The organism is Sorangium sp. So ce726 (assembly GCF_051521405.1).
GTDB lineage: Bacteria > Myxococcota_A > Polyangia > Polyangiales > Polyangiaceae > Sorangium.
In genome coordinates this window covers 3,637,915-3,658,594 of record NZ_CP150349.1, presented here as the reverse complement: position 1 = coordinate 3,658,594, position 20,680 = coordinate 3,637,915, and the positions used below count along the sequence as shown (strand labels likewise).

Sequence of the window (20,680 nt, the reverse complement as noted above, 5' to 3'; positions counted from 1 at the left end):
CTCTGGGAGGTGACGTTTGCGTGCACATGACGGGGCACGTGCACGCAAACGTCGCTTGATCTCGGGGGGAGGATCGGCCAGCCGCTCCGGCTGGAGCTTACCGGCCCTCGATCGTCTGCGACTTGATGTGGAACTCGACGCGCCGGTTGCGCTGCCGGCCTTCGGGCGTGTCGTTGGACACCAGCGGCCGTCGCGAGCCATAGCCGACGGAGGTGAGCCGCTCCGACTGAACGCCCTTGTTGATCAGGTAGACCCTGACCGCGATGGCGCGGTTGTGCGCGAGCCGGTCGTTGTAGTCGATGGTGCCCTGGTTGTCGGTGTGCCCCTCGATGCTGAGCAGCTTGATCTCGGGGTTCGCCTTGAGCAGGCGCACGACCTCGTCGAGGATCGGATAGCTCTGCGGGAGGATCCTGGAGCTGTCGAACTCGAACTCGACCTGCTTCATGATCTCGATCTCGGCGGAGCCCGTGATCCTGCGGATGTAGAAGGGGCAGCCGTTCTTCTCCGGGTCTTCGACGACGACCTGTCCCGGCTCCTTCGGGCATTTGTCCGTGGCGTCGGGGATGCCGTCCTGATCCGCGTCCTCCTCGGGGCAGCCGTCGCGATCGTCGATCCCGTCCTTGTCCTCGGGGTCGTCCGGGCACTTGTCGACGACGTCGGGGATGCCGTCGCCGTCGCGGTCGGGCATGTCCGGACATCCGTCGCTCGGCTTGGGCTGCTTGCCGTCCTCGGGGTCCTCCGGGCAGAGGTCGATGACGTCGGGGTAGCCGTCGCCGTCGGTGTCCTTCTCCGCCGTGATCACGTAGTTGAAGCCGGGCGAGCGGGCGTCGGAGTCGGCGATGCCGAACGAGCCGCCGACGAGGGCGACCCCCCGGAAATCGGGCGCGTAGCCGCCGCTCATGCGCGTGCCGACGCCGGCGCCCACGTAGACCGCCTTGTCCTTGGTGAGGAACATCTTGCTGTTGAGCTGCCACTCGATGGGCGAGGCATCGAGCTCGCCCGCGGTCTCCTTGAGGAGGCCGAACGAGCCAAAGATCTCGGCGCCGAGGCGGAGCTTGCCATCGAGGAGCGGGACGTAGCCGCCGACGCCGTACGTGAGCTCGCTGCCGACGACGAGCTCGTGGAGCTGCACGCGAGGCCGGATGGCGACGCCGGTGTTCAGGGTGACGAAGAAATCCTTGAAGTCGTACTCGGCGCCGAGGCCGAACGAGCTGCTCACGCCCCGGTCGCCGGCGAAGGAGTAGTTGTTGCCGATGGGCACGAAGACCGCACCGGTGACGCCCAGCCGGAAGCGGCGCTCGTCGAGCTCCAGGGCGACGAAGCGCGCGTCGACCCGGAGGTCCATGGGGGCGGCGGTCTTCAGGTCGACGCTCTGGTTGAGGCCGATCTCGCGGTGGTAGGTCTGGTTGCCGTCCTGGAACACCACGATGGGGAACGCGACCTGGAGGGCGCCGCGGCCGAGGATCTCGACGCCCGCGTTCAGGTAGGTGATGAGCTGCGAGGTGACGGGCCCGTCGCCCTCGAGCCGCTCCTCGATGGCGAGGTTGTCAACGTAGTTGTCGTCACGGAGCGGGTGGACCGACATCCCCAGCCCGAGCTGCCCGAAGAAGCGCGTCCGTTCCCCCATGTGCGGCCGCCAGACGCCGATCCCGTCGTCGGGGGCGCCGGCCATCCTGAGGCGATCGAGGTAGAAGGTCCGGTCCTGCGCGCGGGCGGCGGAGGGCGCCAGCGCGGCGAGGGCCGGTGCGGCCAGGGCCGCTGCGGTCAGCGCGCAGCGAAGGCGCGACGGGCGTCGCGGCGCACGGCCCGGCAGGTTTCGTCGATCCATCACGGTGAGCTGTCCTCCAAGCAACGCTCGAAAAACGAGGTTGACGCGGGCGTTCCGCCGCATGCGGGCCGGCGTCCGGGCGGGAGCCTACTCGGGCCGGGGGAGGATGTCTCCTGGGTCGAACCAGGAGGTGCGAGGACCGGCGCGAAAGCGGGCGGCTGTGTCCGGGGCGCGCGAGGTTGAGGCGGCGGGCTGGCGCGCGGTGCTTCCGCATGTTCAGCGCGGTGTGTAGCGTGGGCCGCGTGGCGACGGTAAAAAAGCGGCGAACAGGCTACGGCCCGGGCGCGCGAATGGCTCCGCTAGCGATTGCGGCCGGGATAACCAGCTGCGGCCTGGTGCTCGGGCTTGACGACTTCGAGGACGCTCCGCGGGCAAGTGCTGGGGGAGACGGAGCCGGCGGCGACAGCGCCTCGAGCTCCGGCGCAGGAGGTTGCGCGCAGAGCGAGCGCGACTGCGTCGGCGATACGCCCCGGCAGTGCGCAGATGGGGAGTGGGTTCACCAGCGGCCTTGCAGTGGAGAGGCGCCAGTCTGTGCAAAGGGCCGATGTGTACCATGCACCGAGGCCGAGCGCGGATGCGCGGGCGGCAAGCCACGGCGATGCGAAGGGGGCGCATGGGTCGAGGAGGCGCCGTGCGCGACGCCGTTCCCCGGGTGCCGCGACGGGGTATGCGTCCCGACGAGCTGCCAGGGCGGTGACGCGCCCGGTACGGGAGTGAGCTGCGGGCCCGACGGGGACGAGGACTGCTGCACCGCTGAGGTCGTGCCGGGAGGAACGTTCTACCGGAGCAATGATGAGCACTATCCAGCCACCGTCAGCGACTTCAGGCTCGACAGATACGAGGTCACGGTAGGACGATTTCGGGCGTTCGTGGAGGCGCTGAAAGGGACGCGGAGGGATCCCCCGGCGCTCGGAGCCGGGGAGCGCCCCGGTGTGACCGATAGCGGGTGGAAATTCGATTGGACATCCTCGCTCACAGCAAACACCGAGCAGCTCAAAGCACAGCTCGAATGTGAGTACTACCCGACATGGACCGCCGAGTTAGGCCCGAACGAACACCGGCCGATCCATTGCGTCACGTGGTATGAGGCGTTCGCATTCTGCGTATGGGACGGGGGCTACCTGCCCACCGAGGCCGAGTGGAACTATGCCGCCACCGGCGGTGAGGAGCAGCGGGTGTATCCGTGGGGCGGCTCGAGGGAGCGCGGCTTCGCTGCCAACGAGTGCAGAGGAGACGGCTCCTCCAGCGGATGCAGCGTCGCCGCGTTCCTGCCTGTCGGCTCGTTCTCGCCGTCCGGCGATGCGAGGTGGGGCCATGCTGATATGCTAGGAAACGTCTCGGAGTGGACCTTGGATTGCAACGGCGATTATCCGATGCCGTGTGAGGACTGCTCGAACCAGGGCTGCTCGGGCTCATCAGGATACGTGGTTCGCGGTGGGAATGCCATCGCTCCGCTCTACGATACAGCGTTCAGAAATAGAGAAGATCGCACAACCCGGACCCAGGGCGTGCGCTGCGCCAGAACGATCCTGTGAAAGTGATCGGACTGGTCCAGGAGCCTCTCCGGATCCTGGGCCCAAGTAGTTACCCACCGAGCGGGTCGGTCCCGAAGCGCTGAGCGACCAGCAGCGAGAGACCATCGCTGGTCCAGCAGTTACAGTGTCACCATTTCGTCACCGCCACACCAAAGGGCCGGCTAGAGTCATGAGGCTGCGACACTGACGCGTCTGCCTCCGCAGTAGCCACGAGATCCGACTTTCCGAAGTATATATACGCGATACTGGCAAACGGAGCCCCTGCCGTGAGATCCGCGTAGCCATCGCCGTTCACATCGCCGGACGAGCCCAGAACGCTACCAAAGCCCCGCTGCGTGTCACCAGGCCTGTACATCGCAACATCTGGCACACCATCAAACGCTGCCCCAGGGCCGCCCTCGTACACATACACGACACCTGGACGAGATGCAGCGTCAGACGACCCCACAGCCACTTCGTCAAAGCCATCCATGTTCATGTCACCCGCCGAGGCCACAGCATTACCAAAGCCAGTACGGGATACCCCGACAAGCGTGACATCCGGGGTGGAAGCTATGCCTTCGGGGCCGCCCCAATAGACGTATGCGCGATCGGCCGCGGAAGATCCAACGATAACATCTCCGAAGCCGTCACCATTAACATCACCCGCCGCAGCGATCGACGAAAAGAACTCGGGATCGTCAGGAGGCGCCTCAAGCTCGACGGCCGGCGAGACATCGAACCCTTGACCTGGATGCCCGAAGTACAGGCGGATGACGCGAAGCCCATGAGCTGCTACCGCCAGGATCACATCTGAGAATTCATCACCGTTAACGTCTCCCGCCGCCGACACGATCACCCCGGACAGTTGTGTCCCCGCATCGACGTCGACCTCCAAAATTACGGGGTTCGACAGATTCTCGATCCCCGATGGTCCGCCAAAATAGAGATACCCGGAGGGCGGATCTTCCCTGCTGACGATCACATCACCGAAACCATCAGCGTTGACGTCACCGGCGGAGGCGAGGTAAATCCCCGCATCAGGAAGCGTTGCGATGATCTCTCCGCGAAAGGTGTCACGACCGCTCCCCCGGTAGACGATCGCCTTGCCGGATTCCCCACGGGGAGCTCCTACGACGACGTCGGCGTAGCCATCTCCATCGACATCCCCTGCACACGCAAGAGAAGCGCCGAAGCCATCCCCTGCCCCATCGGGGCTGAAAACTACCCCGCTGGGCTGCCCACCAAACTGGGACTCAGCCGCCCCGTAGTAGAAATAGGCCGCACCTGCCGTCGTGGTCAGACCGACCGCGCCCACCGCGACGTCATCGAACCCATCGGCATTGAAATCGCATTTGGTTCGGCCAACGTTAATCCAGCGAGCAGGAGAAAAATCCGAGCACCGCCGCTGCGAGCAAGCGCGCACACGCCAGTAGTAACGCTGGCCGGCAGGAGGAAGCAGCGCCCCATCCAAGTCCGCCTCCGGCCTGTGTACGACCTCTTCAGTAACGACCGACACGGCGTGAGTCATCGCCGGATCGCTGCTGTACTGCAATTCGTACTCGATGGGCACGTCGCCCGCCACCGTCGAGGCCTCCCACACGAACGTGGGCCGCCTGGATCCATTCTTCCGCATGGTGCCTACATATGCGTCATTTAGCGGAAGCCGAAGGACCGGCGTTGTCGGTGCCTCAAAGGTCCCTGCTCCACCACCGGAACCACCGGATCCTTGCATCGCGCCGCCGCCGGTACCCGTTGATGACCGGTCGGCATCAGAGAACTCATCCAGGCCGAGGATCGTACCGCATCCGGACACGGAGATGATTACCGCGATCGATAGGCTCATCGAGAACAGATGGCCATCGCGCCTGCGTGCTTTCATAGAAATCAAGGAGGAACACAGTCCCCTGTACTGCGCAAGCAGAAGAAGCAGGCGCCATCCCAGTTTTCACAGAATGAATGTGTCCGACGCTCTTGGCTCGAACGGAAAGGGCTGCTTGCTCGGCTAACTGACAATCGTTCGGCAGCCGTACGTTGTAGAATGAAACGATCGCTGATGCCTATGCAGGCTGGGTACACCTGCCACGACTAGTTTGCCGTCGGAGGTATCTGGACATCGTTGATCGGAAGGAACCCAGCACCGGCAGGGTAAGCATAGGATACACGGTAATTCTGCTGGATTGCTCCCCATCCCCAGACCGTGACCCCGAACGGAAGGTTGCTCCGCATCTCGTGCCGGCCGTTCACGCAGCCACCTACCGGCTCGAAGTTCCCCGTCGTGAGGTCGACGATGGTATACTCATAGTCGCCGACAGGTTTCCACCCGCTGAGAGTGCCTACACAATCCAGGTCCACGTCGGCAAACTCGCCATTCACCTTCGATCGGGTACGGGTGACAACGAGGCTTGTTTCCGGGTAGGTCGGATCTGTAAAGAACACATAATAATCCAGGAACTGAGACGGCGGGACCACATTGATCCAGTCTGGATCACCGATCGTCATGTACGCATCACCGCCCGTCATGTATTGACCAACATAGAACGGAGCGTTCACCCCCTGGCTCTTGACAACGAACGGCCCACCGGCGTCAAATTGATATACTTCGCCGAGGTTGACGACATCCGGAGCGCCATCCGGCTTGGACGGCTCCCAGGTGAGCTCCGTACCGTCGACCATGCCCACGATCCGCCATGGGGGAGACTCTTCTTGATCCGCGATGCGGTTGCGATAGCGAACCGCCACATACTCGTTGCCAGTAGCCCTGACAGGCGCTATCTGCTGCTGCCCTGAATCGCAATCGCCGGTAGTATTCGGCACGACCATGCAAGCATGGGCGCCGAAGACGCCTACAGGCTTGGTCGATTCGATGGGGCTTCCGGTCAACTCCTCCTTCTGAGTTATCTGCAGGAATTCGCCAGCGTTCAGCGTGTACGTCTTCGCTACCCCGCTGCTGGCAGGTTCGACATCTGTACCACCTACAACGTCGACCTTCGGTAGGATGGTCACGTCGGTACCGTTCTGGTGGGCAACGATAGCAAGCGATGGATATGCACCCGCGTAGTCCTCTGGTGACACTGACTCCGACTCCGAGTAACCATTGATCGCAACATAATTGGTTGCCCAGGCGCTCGTAGGCAGAAGCAACGTCGCCGAGGTAAAGGCGGCCTTCCCACCACCATAGGGAAGCATCTGATAAGCTACGACGGGATAGTCCGTCGTGATGTGGAATGCGCTTCCGCGTCCGGTCCCTGCCACACCGCTGTCCAGATTGAGGGCACCCTGCATGGGGCAGTCTTCAACGCTCGCCGCAGCAGACTTCCTTGAAAGAAAAAGGACCGCGACCTGCCCGACAGCAAGCCCATCGTTCGGATTGTAGTTTTTGTAATCTACCTTGCTCTGCACCTCATTCCACGTCGGAATGTAGGCAAAGTTTTCAACCGGAAGCTGCTCCCCACCACGTTCGACGTTGATCTTGACCGGCAAATCCCATGTGTTCGCGAGCATTGCGGCGAAGCATGCTCCCTTGGTGGTCGGCATCAGGGCGGTCTTCAACGCCCAGTAGTCGCATCCATACGAGCTCTTCGACCTCTCTGCCGCCTCACACGGGTTCGGTACACACTCCGCGTTGACGCATCCCTCCTCTGGCTCGCAAGTCTCCAGCGTCACCCCATTGCAGCTGATGACCTTCTTCAGATCATTGGAGCATGTCGAATCGCACCGCCCCCCCTCCCCGAAGGTCCCCGTGCTCCCCCCCTCCCCGCCCGCCCCGCCGGTGCCGCCACCGCCGCCGCCGGTCCCGGTGGGGCCCGTGCCGGAGCCGGTGAGACCTTCACGGTACGAGTCCGTGCACGCGGCGAACGAGCCCGTCACACCGGCTGTCGCTGCAAGTAACCCCACAATCGCGTGTCGACGGTATCTAGCCATGTTCGCCATCTCTACAGGGCTCCTTCCCCCACAAGCATCCTGAAAACTTCGCGCCTGCGAGCGTAACACGGTTCGCCCGCCGTGGGGAGGCCCGCGAAAGCGTTCGCATTTTTTCGGGGGAGCCGCGAGAGCGGGTTGCAGGTCCCAGGAATGCAATGGGCAGCCGGCGTCGCGCCATCGCCCCCTAGCGTCCGGACGGACACAGAGCCACTGTTCAGCCAGCCGTCCTCACGCCTCTCCTGCAGGTAGGTCGAGGTGGTGCATCAAATTTGGCCACCGCGACTTCCACGTACGTCGACCCCACTCCCGCTCAATGGTCGTCGTCGCCGTCCGACGCAGCCCCCGCCCGGCCGCTGCCGAAGACGCGGAAGAGCACGTACAGCGATGGGAACAGCAGCACGGATCCGACGCCGAGCACCCAGACAAGCAATCGCAACGTCCTCGGGTTCGCCGCCGCCCCCTCGAGCGTCACGTCGGGCACCACCAGGAATGGGTACTGCGAGGCCGCCCAGCCGAGCAGGATCAGCGTGACCTGCGCCGCCGCCGCGAAGCGCGCCAGACGGAAACGGCGGGTCCACAACGCGAAGAACGCCGCGGTGGCCGCAAGGCCCGTGGTGACGTGGAGCGGCCACGTGATCGGGTGATCCATCAGCCCCTCTCGAATGAGCGGGGCACCCTGGAACGACGCCGCGAACGACGCCAGCGCGAGCGCCGCCACCACGCAGCCCGAGGCGAGCGCGCGCCGCCGGAAATCGTCGACGAGCGCAGGCTCCTTCGCCTCGTTCGTCAGGTACACAGCCGCCAGGAACGCGAACAGCGCCAGCGCGAACAGCCCCACCACGAACGGAAACAGCGAGAGCCACGGCGCAAAGAAGCCGCTCGTCACCACCCCCGATGCCACCCGGATCCGCCCGGACGCCACCGCGCCGACGATCATGCCGAGCAGCACCGGCGCGATCACGCTCGCGAGCGAGAAGACGAACCCCCAGCGCTTCTGCCGCCGATCCCCCCGTGAGTCGTAGCTGCGGAAGCTGAACGCCGAGCCGCGAAACACGACGCCCACGAGGAACAGCGTGATGGGGACGTGCAGCGCGATCGAGATCGCCGCGAACGCGGGAGGAAACGCGGTGAAGAGCAGCACCACGACCAGGATGAGCCACACGTGGTTGGCCTCCCAGATCGGGCCGATAACCCGCTCGATGAGCGCGCGCTGCTCCCGCTTCCGCGGGCCGGAGGCGAGCAGATCCCACACGCCGCCGCCGAAATCGGCGCCCCCGAGCAGCGCGTACAGCACGAGCGCCGCCATCATCACCCCGCCGAGGAACCACTCAGTGCGCATCGGCCTCGCCTCCTCCCGATGCGCGCGGCGCGCCGCCGGCGCCCGTCACCCCGAGCGGCGCCGCGCGGAGCTGGCGCACGAGCAGGTAGACCACCACCACGCCGAGGAAGACATAGAGCGCCGTGAACGTCCAGAAGGGCGCCGCGAGGTGCGGGAACGGGGTCACCGCGTCGCGCGTACGCATCGCGCCCCGCACGATCCACGGCTGGCGGCCGAGCTCCGTCACCAGCCAGCCCGCCTCCATCGCCACGATGCCGAGCGGGCTCGCCAGGATCGCCGCCCAGAGGAACGGGCGCTGATCCGGGATCCCCCTGCGGCGCCACGCGAGCACCGCCCCGACCAGCGCGAGCAGCGCCATCGCGGAGCCCGCGCCCACCATCACCTGGAACGAGAGGTGCGTCGCCGTGACCGGCGGCCACTCGTCCCGCGGGACCGCATCCAGCCCGGGCACCACCGCGTCAGGATCCGCGTGCAGGAACACCGAGAGCCCCGCCGGGATCTCGATCGCGTAGTCGACCTCTCCCCGCTCCACGTCGGGCAGGCCGCCGACGAGGAGCGGCGCGCGGGCCGAGGTCTCGAAGTGCGCCTCCATCGCCGCGAGCTTGGCGGGCTGCCCCATCCCGACCTCCACCGCCGCGTAGTGACCGACGAGCGGCTGCGCCAGCGCCGTCACCCCGGCGACCGCGAGCGACACCGCGAACGCCTTGCGGAACAGCGGGCTCGACGGGTGCCGCAGGAGCACCAGCGCGTGGATCCCCGTCATCACGAACGCCGTCGCCTGATAACACGCGAGGATGCCGTGCAGCGTCTCGTGCTTCCACGGCGGGCTGAACATCGCCGCGACCGGGTCGATGTCCGCCGGGCGCCCGTCGACCATCGTGAACCCGGCAGGGTGGTTCATGCACGCGTTCACCAGGATCACGAAGAACGCCGACAGCGCGCCGCTCAGCGCGACCAGCACGCCCGAGAGCAGGTGCAGCCTCGGCGAGAGCTTGCCGCGCCCATAGAGGTAGATGCCGAGGAAGATCGCCTCCGTGAAGAACGCGAACCCCTCGAGCGAGAACGGGAGCCCTATCACCTCTCCGAACGTCCCCATGAAGCTCGGCCACAGGAGACCGAGCTCGAACGAGAGCACCGTCCCCGACACGGCGCCCACGGCGAACAGGATCGCCGTTCCCTTCGCCATGCGCTTCGAGAACTCGAGGTAGTCCCGATCGCCCGTCCGGTGCCAGAGCGCGTCCGCGATGACCATGATCAGCGGCAACGCCACCCCGGCGGCGGCGAAGATCATGTGAAATGCCAGCGACAGGCCCATCTGGGCCCGGGCGTAGAGGAGGCTGTTCATGAGGCCCAGTGCGGCTCCCTTCTCCCGCGCGTCCGCGACCGGCGCCGTGTCCGCTCTCCTGCGGGGACGGTCCGCGCGCTCCCGCCGACCATAGGGGGGCCCGCGCCAGGGACAAATAGGGGCGAAGCCGGCTAAGCTCGACGCCGATGCAGACCCTTGTCGAGCTCGTCGCAAAGAAGCGCGACGGCGGGCGGCTGTCCGAGGACGAGATCGCGCGGATCATCCGCGCCCATAGCGACGGCGAGCTCGCCGATTACCAGATGGCCGCGCTGCTCATGGCGATCTTCTTCCGCGGCATGGACGACGCCGAGACCGTCGCGCTCACACGCGCGATGCTCCACTCGGGCGACGTCCTCGATCTGTCCGGCGTGCCCGGACGGAAGGTCGACAAGCACTCGACCGGCGGCGTCGGCGACAAGGTTTCGCTCTGCCTCGCCCCCCTCGTCGCCGCCTGCGGCGTCCCCGTGCCCATGGTGTCCGGCCGCGGCCTCGGCCACACCGGAGGCACCCTCGACAAGCTCGAGGCGATCCCGGGGTTCGACGTCGCGCTCGACGTCGACGCGTTCGCGCGCATCGTCCGCGAGGTGGGGACGTGCATGATCGGGCAGACCGCGCGGATCGCGCCCGCGGACAAGCGCATCTACGCGCTGCGCGACGTGACCGCCACGGTCGAGTCGATCCCGCTCATCGTCGCCAGCATCCTCTCGAAGAAGCTCGCGGAGGGCATCGACGCGCTCGTGCTCGACGTCAAGGTCGGGCGCGGCGCGTTCATGAAGACCCTCGGCGACGCCCGCGCCCTCGCGACCGCGCTCGTGCGCGTCGGGACCGCGGCCGGCAAGCGCGTCTCCGCGCTGCTCACCGACATGAGCGCCCCGCTCGGGCGCGCCGTCGGCAACGCCATCGAGACCCGCGAGGCGATCGAGGTGCTGCACGGCCGCGGGCCGGGCGACCTCGTCGCGTGCACGCTCGCCCTCGGCGAGGAGATGCTGATCGCCGGCGGCGCGGCGGCGAGCGCGGCGGAGGCGCGGGCGAAGCTCGAGGCCGCCATCGCGAGCGGCGCGGCGGCCGAGGTCCTCGCGCGGATGATCGCCGCGCAGAAGGGCGACCCGGCCGTGGTGCAGGACGCTGGCCGGCTGCCCTGCGCCCCCGTCGTGGTCGAGGTCGCCGCGCAGGACGAGGGGTACGTCACCGCCGTCGATCCGCTGGAGATCGGCCTGTCGGCGGTCGCGCTCGGCGCCGGTCGGACGCGCGCCGATCAGCGGGTGGACCCCGCCGTGGGGATCGAGCTCGCCGCGGTGCGCGGCGATCGCGTGGACCGCGGCGCGCCCCTCGCCCGCATCCACGCGCGCCGGGCGGACGACGCGCGGGCCGCGGCCGATCGCGTCCGCGCCGCCTTCCGGCTCGGCCCGGCGCCCGCCGAGGCGCCCGCGCTCGTGCTGGAGCGGATCGAGGCATAGCCGCGCGCGGGCGCTCGCGGACGGTCGCCGGCGGCGCGGGGCCCCACTAAGCTGCCGGCATGCGGACCCCGAGGCGCGACCTCACCACGCTCGGCTACCGGCGGATCATCCAGCTCCTCGTCTACCTGGTGATCATCCCCGGCGTGCTCCTGTCGGGCGTCGGCTTCCTCCTGCTCGTCCTCGGCGAGGCCCAGTACAACCTCATCATGGGGATCATCGTCCTCACGTTCTGCGGGACGCTCGCGACCGGGGTCATCCTCGTGTGGGTCTTCCTCCGGCGCGAGCGCAACCTGTCCGAGCTCCAGGCCGATTTCGTGTCCAAGGTCTCGCACGAGCTGCGCACCCCGCTCACGTCGATCCGGATGTTCACCGAGACCCTCACGCTCCGGCGCGGCGACACGATCAGCGAGGATCGCTGCATCGAGGCGCTCACCAAGGAGAGCGCCCGCCTCCAGCAGCTCATCGATCGGCTGCTCGACTGGGGGCGGATGGAGAGCGGCCGGCGCGTCTACGAGCTCTCGGAGCACCACCTCGGGGAGATCGCCGACGAGGCGATCCACGCCTTCGAGCCGACCCGCGAGAAGCGCAGCGTCGACCTCGACGTCTCCATCGACGCGAACCTCCCGCCCGTGCTCTGCGATCGCAGCGCGCTCGTCGATGCGATCGTGAACCTCCTCTCGAACGCCTACAAGTACGGCGGTCAGCCGAGGAAGATCAGCGTCTCCGCCCATGTCCTGAACCGGTCGGCGATGCTCACGGTCCGCGACAACGGCAAGGGCATCGCCCGCGCGGAGCACAAGCGGATCTTCGAGAAGTTCTACCGGGTCGACGATCTCCTGGCCCGGCAGCAGGAGGGATCCGGGCTCGGGCTGTCGATCGTCAAGCATGTCGTCCGGGCGCATGGCGGCAAGATCCTCGTCGACAGCGAGCCCGGGAAGGGCAGCACGTTCACCCTCGTGCTCCCGCTCCGGAGCCCGCCCAAGGCGAGCGCCGCCGAGCGACGCGCGCAGCACGCCGCGTCCGCGGTCGCCGCGGCGCACAACGACGCGTCGGATCACGGCGCCGACGCGAGCGCGCCGCCGTAGCGCGGCCACCGCCGGTCCGGACATGGACATGCTAGAGGACCTCCTCAGCATGACCCGAACCCCTCAGACACCGGCGCGGACCGTCCTGCTCGTGGAGGACGACCCCAGCATCGCGATGGGTCTCGAGATGAACCTGACCGCCGAGGGCTACCGCGTCGTCGTGGCCGAGGACGGCGAGCGCGGGCTAGCGCTCGCCCGCGCCGGCGGGATCGATCTCATCATCATCGACGTGATGCTCCCCCGGCTGAACGGCTTCGAGCTGCTCCGCATCCTCCGGAACGAGCGGCGCACCCTGCCGGTGATCATGCTGTCCGCGCGCGGCGCCGAGATGGACAAGGTGATGGGCCTCGAGCTCGGCGCCGAGGACTACATCACGAAGCCGTTCAGCCTGGCCGAGCTGCTCGCGCGCGTGAAGGCCGTGCTCCGGCGCGACGCGATCGCGCGCGCAGACGGGGCGCAGCTGCGCGCCGGCGACATCGTGATCAACGCGGCGACGCGCGAGGTCCGCCGCGGCGACGCGCTGATCGAGCTGACGGCGACCGAGTTCGACGTGCTGCTCTGCCTCGCCGAGGCGGGCGGCCGGGTCCTGTCGAGGGAGCAGATCCAGGCCAAGGTCTGGGGCCCGACGCACCACGGGACCCCGCGCACCATCGACAATTTCATCCTCCAGCTCCGCAACAAGCTGGAAGAGAACGCGACGACGCCGCGCCACCTGCTGACGGTGCGCGGTGTCGGCTACCGCTTCGTCCCCTAGAGCGACGGTCACCCGCTTCGGATACGGGCCCACCTCGACGTTTTCGGTGCTCAGCGCACCGGAGTGCGCTTGCGCGCCGAAAACGCCGATCTGGGCCCGTCTCCTGTGCGGGAGACCGCCGCTCTGTTCGGCATGGTGCAGAGGTGGGCGGAAATCGCTGTAAGGCCGCGCCGCGCTGCGGGCGGGACGGACCGGGCCCGCCGCGATCGGAGGGCCAGCGCTTCGGGGGCGCGCCCCGTCAGGGCGCCTGACAGAACTTGTTGATGTTGTCGACGAGGGGATCTTCCTGCTTGATCGCCTTCTCGATCGCCGCCTGGGCGGTGTTGCTCTTCTCCGCGTCGTTGGCGTCCGCCGCGGTCGCGAGATCGCGCGCCGCCTTGGCGACGTCCTTCGCCATGGCCTGGTACTCGCCCGAGAACTTCTGCAGCTCCGGGGTGGTCAGCTTCACCTGCGCCGCGTCGGCCGCCACCTTGTCCATCGCGTCGGCCATCGCCTTCAGCTCGCTCGACCCGCCCTGGTCGGTGCCGGCCTTGGTGCCTTTCTCGATGCTCTGAACGCCCTTGTTGATGACCTCGATGAGCGCGTTGCACTCCGAGACCTTGTTCTGGCCGCAGCCGCCAGCGCCGGCGACGAGCCCGAGCGCAGCGACGAGCGCTGCGAGGGTGACCTGGGTGCGCATTCTGCTGTGTCTCCTCATGTGGTGAGCGAGGCCGGTCCGCCCATCCCTAAACGCCAAGGCATGAACCCACATTTTGCGGGTACGTTTCAACATGGAATCGGCGATCGGCGTCCGCGGCCGCCGCGTAGGTCAGGACCGCACCCGCCAGTTCCCCTGGAAAGTTCGGCCGATGTCGTCAGCTGTCGGATCGGTGATGATGAGCTCCGGCCGGCCGCCTTGCGCGAACACGATCGTGTTCTGCCGGAAGACGCGGCCGAAGGCGATCGCCTCGTCCCGGTCCATGCCGTGGACGAGCCACGCCGGCTCGCGCCAGATGCCCTCCGGCTCCGCCTCGGAGCCGACGCACGGCTCCACCCGGTAACAGCCGAGGATCAGGAGATCGCGGAGGACGTGGTGGCGCTGATCGTTGACCCGGCGGGGGATGAGCATCGAGCGCGGGTTGTAGGCGGTGAGCACCGCGAACTTGCGGGTCAAGAGCTCGGGGAGGCCAGCCTGATCCTGGACGATCTCGCCGTCCAGCGAGACGCGCAGCGTCCCCGCCGGGGTGGGGAACTCATAGATGGTCGAGAAATACGACCGGAGGAGCGTCTGATCCATCGTGCAGCGGTGGGTGTGAGGGGGCCGCAGCGCTCGGCGCACCGGGTGCGTCGCCTTGCAGAGGGGCCCATGGCGTGAGCGCCCGGGCCGCCGGGCGCGACGGCGCAGGGTTACCAGAGACGCGCGGCTCTGGCTACTCGCCGGCGCCGCTCGTCGCTAGACCACCGCCAGAGCACGCCAGAGCCCGGCGCGCGCTTCCCCTACCCCGCCCGGTGCGCTAAGCGTTCCGCGCGATCGACCGGCCTGCCCGCGCGCGCCGCGCCGGCGGCCCTGACCCCCTGCGCCCGATGCCCCGATGATCGAGGTCGAGCACCTCTCCAAGTCCTACGGCCCCCACCAGGCGGTGAGCGACCTCTCGTTCCAGGTGAGCCAGGGGGAGATCGTCGGGTTCCTCGGGCCGAACGGCGCAGGCAAGAGCACGACCCTCCGCATCCTCGCGGGGTTCCTCGGCGCGACGTCCGGCCGGGTGCGGATCGCCGGCCACGACATCGCCGAGGAGCCGATGCGCGCGCGGGCCTCGCTCGGGTACATGCCCGAGACCTCGCCGCTCTACCCGGAGATGCGCGTCTCGGAGTACCTCGCGTTCCGCGCCGAGCTGAAGCTCGTGCCGCGGCGCGCGCGCGGCGAGGCCGTGGCGCGCGCCCTCCGCGACGCGCGCGTCGAGGACGTCGCGAGCGTCCTGATCGGCCACCTCTCGAAGGGCTACCGCCAGCGGGTCGGCCTCGCGGACGCGCTCGTCGGCGACCCGCCGCTGCTCATCCTGGACGAGCCGACGGCGGGCCTCGATCCGAACCAGATCCGCGAGGTGCGGGCGCTCGTGCGCCGGCTCGGCCGCGACCGCACGGTGCTCCTCTCGACGCACATCCTCTCCGAGGTCGAGGCGACGTGCACGCGGGCGCTCGTGATCGCGCGAGGGAGGCTCGTGGCGGAGGGCTCGATCGACGAGATCCGCGCGATGCGCCGGTCGTCCGGCGCGCGCGTCGTCGTGCGCGGGGCGGCGGACGCGGCGCTCGCGGTGGCGCGCGGCGCGGCGCAGGTCCGCTCGGCCGAGGCGGAGGACGCCGGCGAAGCGGCGCGGCTCACGGTCGAGTTCGACGCCGGCGCCGACGCGGGCGAGGCCGCCGAGCGCCTCGTCGCCGCGCTGGTCACCGCGGGCTTCGGGGTGCGCGAGCTCGTCCCCTGGGCCCCTTCGCTGGAGCAGGTCTTCTCCGAGCTGACCGCGGCCGACGACGCTGACGCGCGGGGCGGTGCCGGAGAGCCGGCCGAGCCCGGGGCGGAGGGCGGCGAGGCGCCTCGGCCGGCGGCCGGGAACCGGAAGAAGAAGGGCAGCGCGGCTCGGCGCGGCGAAGGCGGCGCGGTGAAGGAGCGGCGGTGAGGGGCTTCTGGCCGATCTTCAAGCGGGAGCTCTTCTCGCTCTTCGTCACGCCGCTCGCGTGGGTGCTGATCACCACATTCCTGCTGGTGCAGGGCGTGCACTTCTTCCTGATCGCGACGCAGTTCGCCGGCGAGGTGGAGCTCTCCGCCGACACGGGCCCGGTGCAGGTCTTCTTCGGGCAGACGATCCTGATCTACCTGCCGCTGCTCTTCGTCTGCCCGCTGCTCACGATGCGCCTCTTCGCGGAGGAGCGCAGGAGCGGCACCATCGAGGCGCTCCTCACGGCGCCGGTCGGCTCCGCCGGCGTGGTGCTGGCAAAGTACGCCGCGGCGCTCGTGACGTACGTGGCGATGTGGGCGCCGACGCTGCTCTACGTCGTCCTCATCGGCAGGACCGGCGAGCTCGACTGGCGGGTCGTGGGGTCGAGCTACCTCGCCGTCTTCGCGATCGGCGCCGGCTACCTCGCGATCGGGACGATGACCAGCGCGCTCACGAAGAGCCAGCTCATGGCCGCGGTGCTCAGCACGATGGCGGTGATGGGCATGTTCATCCTCGGCATCGGCGAGTTCATCTTCCCGGACGGCCCGGCGCACGATCTCTGCGCCTACGTCTCGGTGTGGACGCAGATGAACGACTTCTCCCGCGGGATCGTCGATCTGCGCCGCCTCGTGTTCGACGGGACGGTCGTCGCGCTGCCGCTGTTCGTGACCGTGCGCGCGGTGGACGCATGGAGGTGGGGCTGATGTCCGGAGAGCGGCCCGCGCAAGCCGGGGCTCCGCCGCCGGGCACATCGCTCGGCGAGAAGCTCTCGGCGAGCGTGGGGATCATCGCGGCGATGGTGCTCGCGGTGCTCCTCAACCTGCTCGTCGCCCGCCACTACAGGCGCTGGGACTGGACGCAGGGCGGCCTGTACACGCTGAGCGACGCGACCGTCTCGACGCTGCGCTCGATCGAGGAGCCGATCCGCGTCTACGTCCTGCTCTCGGAGGGCGACCCCCTGACGCTCTCGGTGCGGCACCTGCTCGACGCGTACCGGGCCGAGAACCCGCGGATCGAGGTCGAGGTGACCGATCCCGACCGGCGCCCGGCGGAGTTCCTGGCGGTGCAGCAGCGCTACGGCATCGTCGCGGGCAAGACGGACGACGGGCGCATCGTCACGGACGCGGCGATCATCGTCGCGCGCGGCGATCGGCCCCATTTCCTGACGGCGAGCGACCTTGTCGAGGTCGAGGACGAGGACGACCTGCGGTCGCGCCCGCGGCTCGAGCAGGCGCTGACCGGCGCGATCCGGAGCGTCTTGCGCAGCGAGCGGCCGATGGTCTGCTTCGCGGCCGGGCACGGCGAGAAGTCGATCGAGGGCGGCGGCGCCGGCGGGCTCGCGGCGCTCAAGGATCGGCTCAACAAGAACAACTACGAGGTCGTGGAGCTCGGCGGCGGCCGCGGCGGGGACGGCCACGGCGACGAGGAGGAGGCTGGCGCCGCGCCGTCGGAGCCGGCGCCGGAGGTCGATCTCGACCGCTGCCGGGTGCTCGTCCTCGCCGGGCCGAGCCAGCCGGTGCCGGCCAGCGACGTGGCCCGCTACCGCGCGTTCATCGAGAAGGGCGGCAGCGCGCTGATCGCGCTCGGCCCCGTGCCCGACGAGAGCGATCAGCGGTACGTCGACCTCGGGCTCTCGAGCCTGCTCGCCGTGGCGGGGGTCGAGCTCCGGTCGGACTTCGTGTTCGAGCTCGACCCGAAGCTCCGGTCGACGCAAGGCTTCGGCGAGACCTTCGCGCCGATCGTCAGGCCGCACCCGATCACCGAAGGACTCATCAAGGCGGCCGATCAGGGGCTCGGCCCGGTGCTCACGGTGGCGAGCTCGCTCGCGCCCACGGCGAGCGGGCCGGTGGTCCCGGCGCCCCTGCTCGTGACGAGCGACCAGGCCTTCGGTATGGTCGATTTCTTCGGCTGGGCCCGGGATCCGTCCGAACCGAAGCCGCGCGACGGCGATCACCCGGGGCCGCTCACGGTCGCCTGCGCCTCGGAGCTGCCGAAGCCCGCGGGGTCCAGCGCCGCGCACGGGCCGCGCGTCGTGGTGGTCGGCTCGCCCGGCGTGCTCTACGGCGCGAACTGGCAGAGCCCCGAGCTCCGCGGGACAGCCGTGTTCGTCGAGAGCGCGCTGTCCTGGCTCGCGGCGAGCCCGCCCATGCTCGACATCCCGGACAAGCCGGCGTTCACGGCGGGCCTGCGGATCAGCGAGGACTCGCTCGCCGGGATCTTCCGCTACGTCATCGTGTACATGCCGCTCGCCGCGGCCCTCCTCGGCCTCGCCGTGTACCTGGCCCGGCGCGGCTCCGAGCGCCGCCCCGGCGACAAGGGGGGCCCCGGCGCGCCGGCCGGACGCGGCGCGCGCGGCGCGTCGGCCGAGGCCGAGCGCGAAGGATCGCCGTGATGCGGCCCCTGCGCCGGCACGCGACGACGCTGCTCCTGGTCGCGCTCGCCGCCGCGGCGGCCGTCGCGCTGCTCGTCCTCGACCGGGGCTCGGTGTCCACCGACGAAGCCGAGCGCCGCAAGAAGCACCTCTTCGAGGCGTGGCGGCCCGACGAGATCACCGAGCTCACCGTGACGATGGCCTCGCCCGGCGCGCCGCAGACCGCGCGGCTCACCCGCGGCGAGGTCGACGGCGCCGGCCAGCGGCCCTGGAACGTCGAGATCGACGGGCAGCGCTACCTGGCCGACGAGCCCACGGTCGACCAGCTCCTCGGCACGCTGGAGTTCGCGACCGCGGAGCGGCGCGTCTCCGCGGAGGCGAGCGACCCGGCCGCCCTCGGCCTGGCCTCGCCCAGGCTCTCGATCGCGCTCGCGATGGGCCCGCGCCGCGAGCGCCTGCTGCTCGGCGGCGGCGCCCCGACGCCGCCCGGCGCGGTCTACGCCGAGGTCGCGGGCCGAGGCGTCTTCGTCATCACCAAGCAGCTCGCCTCGGCCCTCGACGTGCCGCCGGATCGCTTCCGCTCGCGCAGCTTCGTCCCCTACGTCGCCGCGGAGCTCTCGGGCCTCACGCTCGACGGCGACGGCGGATCGCGGCGGTTCTCGCGCGCCCCCTGGGGCGGCGGCCGCGGGGCCGGCTTCCGCTTCGCGGAGGGCTCGCCCGAGGGCAGCGGCGTCCGGGTCAGCGCGCCGGCGCTCGACCTCGTGCTCTCGGCGCTCGACCGCATGCAGGCCGAGGCGTTCCTCTCCGAGGAGGAAGCGCAGCAGGCCGCGGCGTCCGGCGGCCCCCGGGTCACGCTGACGCTGGAGCCGAGCGATCCCGCGGCGAAGCGCGGCGTGATCGACGTGGGCGGCGCCTGCCCGGGCCGGCCCGACCACGTCGTCGCGCTGCGGCGCGAGCCCGCGCGCGCGGCCGCCTGCGTGCCCGCGAGCGTGCTCGAGCCGCTCACCGAGGAGGCGTCGCGCTTCGTCGACCTCGCGCTCGTCGCCGCGCCGCTCGACGAGGTCGCCGAGGTGAAGCTCGCCGCCGGCGCGCGTTCGCTGGAGCTCGCGCGCGCCGGCAGCGAGTGGCACCTGCGGGCCCCGCAGGACCGGCCTGTCCCGACGGAGACGGGCCGCGCCCTGGTCCAGGCGATCCTCGACGCCCGCGCCACGCGCCTCCTGCCCGGGGCGAGCGATCTCGCGGCGCTCGGCCTCGCCTCGCCTCAGGCCACCCTCCGCGTCGTCTCGACGCCGCCGGGCGCGGCCGGCGAGGGCGAGCCGCAGGAGAGGATCGAGACGCTCGAGATCGGCGCCGAGCAGGCTGGTGTGGTGCACGTCCGGCGGCTCGAGGACGGCGCGATCGCCGAGATCCCGGCCCTGGCCGCCGGCGCGCTCCTCCCTTCCGAGGTGTCGCTGCGCTCCATGAAGGTGTTCGATTTCACCCCCGATCGGGTCAGCGCGCTGCGGATCGAGCGCCCCGGCCTGGTCCAGCGGCTCCGCCGGACGGGCGAGGGCGCCTGGCGGCTCGTCGAGCCGAGCGGCGAGGGCCTCGCGGCCGACAGCGGGCTGGCTGATGAGCTCGCCGAGCTGCTCGCCGGCCTCCAGGCCGAGCGCTGGATCGCCGAGAAGGGTGACCAGCGCTACGGGCTCGGCGCGCCCCGGCTCGTGGTCGAGGCCGAGCTCGACCCTGCGCCGGAGTCCGGCGGTGGAAGCACCGGTGCGGCGACGGGCGCGGCCCGGGTGGCGCTCGGCGCGCGCGCCGGCGCGGGCTCCTTCGCGCGCGCCGGGGACGGCGCTGCGGTGTTCGTCGCGCCGCCGGCGCTGGAGGCCGCGGCCGGTCGCCTGCTGCTCCGCCGCGACGTCTTCCTCGCCCCGCCTGACGAGATCGCGCGGGTGACGCTGGCCCCTCGGGACGCGAAGCCGGTCGTGATCGAGCGCTCGCCAGAGGGCTTCACGATCGCGGGAGCGGCCGATCAGGCGCGCGCCGCCGCGCTGGCCGCGGGCGTCCGGGACGCGCTCGCCGATCTTCGGGCCGAGGGCGCCGTCGCGCTGGGCGAGCCGGAGCGGCACCAGGGCCTCAGCCCGCCGCGCCTCCGGGTCACCGTCGAGCTTTCCCGGCCGCAGGCCGCCCCGGCGGAGGACAGCGACACGGTCCCGCCGCGGGCGCCGGCGGAGTCGTTCACGATCGCGATCGGCGCAGGCGACGCCTTCCGCGGCACGAACGTCGTTTACGCCCGGCGCGACGGCGTGCGCGCGGTCTACGCCATCGCGCAGTCCCGGGTTCGACCGCTCCTCGAGGCGGCGGGCATCGCGGGCGACTGAGCGGTCGGCGGCC

The 20,680-nt window shown here is 69.7% G+C and carries 15 protein-coding genes; 8 read left to right on the top strand and 7 right to left on the bottom strand.

All coding sequences use genetic code 11. The features are described from left to right. Positions 1 to 97: 97 nt before the first annotated feature. Entirely contained in the window at positions 98 to 1,828 is a 1,731-nt protein-coding gene (locus WME79_RS13815; protein WP_437539843.1) for an OmpA family protein, read from the bottom strand. Positions 1,829 to 2,541: 713 nt separating this feature from the next. Between WME79_RS13815 and WME79_RS13810 the strand changes: the two genes are divergently transcribed. Continuing rightward, the gene (locus tag WME79_RS13810) at positions 2,542 to 3,363 is read left to right on the top strand and encodes a formylglycine-generating enzyme family protein (RefSeq protein ID WP_437535293.1); all 822 of its coding nucleotides are present in this window, start codon (positions 2,542 to 2,544) and stop codon (positions 3,361 to 3,363) included. Positions 3,364 to 3,490: 127 nt separating this feature from the next. On the opposite strand, the gene WME79_RS13805 is transcribed toward WME79_RS13810, so the two are convergent. The 4 genes from WME79_RS13805 to WME79_RS13790 all read right to left on the bottom strand — a co-directional run bounded on the left by WME79_RS13805 (position 3,491) and on the right by WME79_RS13790 (position 9,950). Next, entirely contained in the window at positions 3,491 to 5,224 is a 1,734-nt protein-coding gene (locus WME79_RS13805; protein ID WP_437535292.1) for an FG-GAP-like repeat-containing protein, read from the bottom strand. 206 nt (positions 5,225 to 5,430) lie between these two features. After that, entirely contained in the window at positions 5,431 to 7,275 is a 1,845-nt protein-coding gene (locus WME79_RS13800) for an IgGFc-binding protein (protein ID WP_437535291.1), read from the bottom strand. A gap of 301 nt (positions 7,276 to 7,576) precedes the next feature. Beyond that, the gene (locus WME79_RS13795; RefSeq protein ID WP_437535290.1) at positions 7,577 to 8,605 is read right to left on the bottom strand and encodes a cytochrome d ubiquinol oxidase subunit II; all 1,029 of its coding nucleotides are present in this window, start codon (positions 8,603 to 8,605) and stop codon (positions 7,577 to 7,579) included. Further along, on the bottom strand, positions 8,595 to 9,950 hold the full coding sequence (locus tag WME79_RS13790; RefSeq protein WP_437535289.1) for a cytochrome ubiquinol oxidase subunit I: 1,356 nt from the start codon (positions 9,948 to 9,950) through the stop codon (positions 8,595 to 8,597). Before WME79_RS13790 ends, WME79_RS13795 begins: the two co-directional genes overlap by 11 nt. 146 nt (positions 9,951 to 10,096) lie before the next feature. On the opposite strand from WME79_RS13790, the gene WME79_RS13785 reads away from it, so the two are divergent. Genes WME79_RS13785 through WME79_RS13775 form a run of 3 tightly spaced genes read left to right on the top strand, consistent with a single transcriptional unit; the run spans position 10,097 to position 13,246 of the window. After that, complete coding sequence (locus WME79_RS13785) at positions 10,097 to 11,407, top strand: thymidine phosphorylase (protein ID WP_437535288.1); 1,311 nt, start codon at positions 10,097 to 10,099, stop codon at positions 11,405 to 11,407. Between the two features lie 59 nt (positions 11,408 to 11,466). Further along, positions 11,467 to 12,492 (top strand): sensor histidine kinase, encoded by a 1,026-nt coding sequence (locus WME79_RS13780; RefSeq protein ID WP_437535287.1) that lies wholly within the window; start codon positions 11,467 to 11,469, stop codon positions 12,490 to 12,492. Between the two features lie 49 nt (positions 12,493 to 12,541). Then, entirely contained in the window at positions 12,542 to 13,246 is a 705-nt protein-coding gene (locus tag WME79_RS13775; protein ID WP_437535286.1) for a response regulator transcription factor, read from the top strand. Between the two features lie 238 nt (positions 13,247 to 13,484). Here the strand turns inward: WME79_RS13775 and WME79_RS13770 are convergent, their stop codons facing one another. Both WME79_RS13770 and WME79_RS13765 read right to left on the bottom strand, forming a co-directional pair. Further along, complete coding sequence (locus WME79_RS13770) at positions 13,485 to 13,925, bottom strand: hypothetical protein (RefSeq protein ID WP_437535285.1); 441 nt, start codon at positions 13,923 to 13,925, stop codon at positions 13,485 to 13,487. Between the two features lie 129 nt (positions 13,926 to 14,054). Continuing rightward, positions 14,055 to 14,522: a DUF3293 domain-containing protein gene (locus tag WME79_RS13765; RefSeq protein ID WP_012235064.1), complete on the bottom strand. Its 468-nt coding sequence runs from the start codon at positions 14,520 to 14,522 to the stop codon at positions 14,055 to 14,057. 295 nt (positions 14,523 to 14,817) lie between these two features. On the opposite strand from WME79_RS13765, the gene WME79_RS13760 reads away from it, so the two are divergent. From WME79_RS13760 to WME79_RS13745, 4 genes are read left to right on the top strand one after another with little or no spacing between them, the layout of a single operon-like run. Continuing rightward, positions 14,818 to 15,897 (top strand): ABC transporter ATP-binding protein, encoded by a 1,080-nt coding sequence (locus tag WME79_RS13760; protein WP_437535284.1) that lies wholly within the window; start codon positions 14,818 to 14,820, stop codon positions 15,895 to 15,897. Continuing rightward, the gene (locus WME79_RS13755; protein WP_272103259.1) at positions 15,894 to 16,640 is read left to right on the top strand and encodes an ABC transporter permease; all 747 of its coding nucleotides are present in this window, start codon (positions 15,894 to 15,896) and stop codon (positions 16,638 to 16,640) included. Before WME79_RS13760 ends, WME79_RS13755 begins: the two co-directional genes overlap by 4 nt. Then, complete coding sequence (locus tag WME79_RS13750) at positions 16,640 to 18,328, top strand: GldG family protein (protein ID WP_437535283.1); 1,689 nt, start codon at positions 16,640 to 16,642, stop codon at positions 18,326 to 18,328. The genes WME79_RS13755 and WME79_RS13750 overlap by 1 nt, the downstream gene beginning before the upstream one ends. Next, positions 18,328 to 20,667 carry a DUF4340 domain-containing protein gene (locus tag WME79_RS13745; protein WP_437535282.1) on the top strand — a complete coding sequence of 780 codons (2,340 nt, stop codon included), beginning with the start codon at positions 18,328 to 18,330 and terminating at the stop codon, positions 20,665 to 20,667. The genes WME79_RS13750 and WME79_RS13745 overlap by 1 nt, the downstream gene beginning before the upstream one ends. Positions 20,668 to 20,680 lie beyond the last annotated feature (13 nt).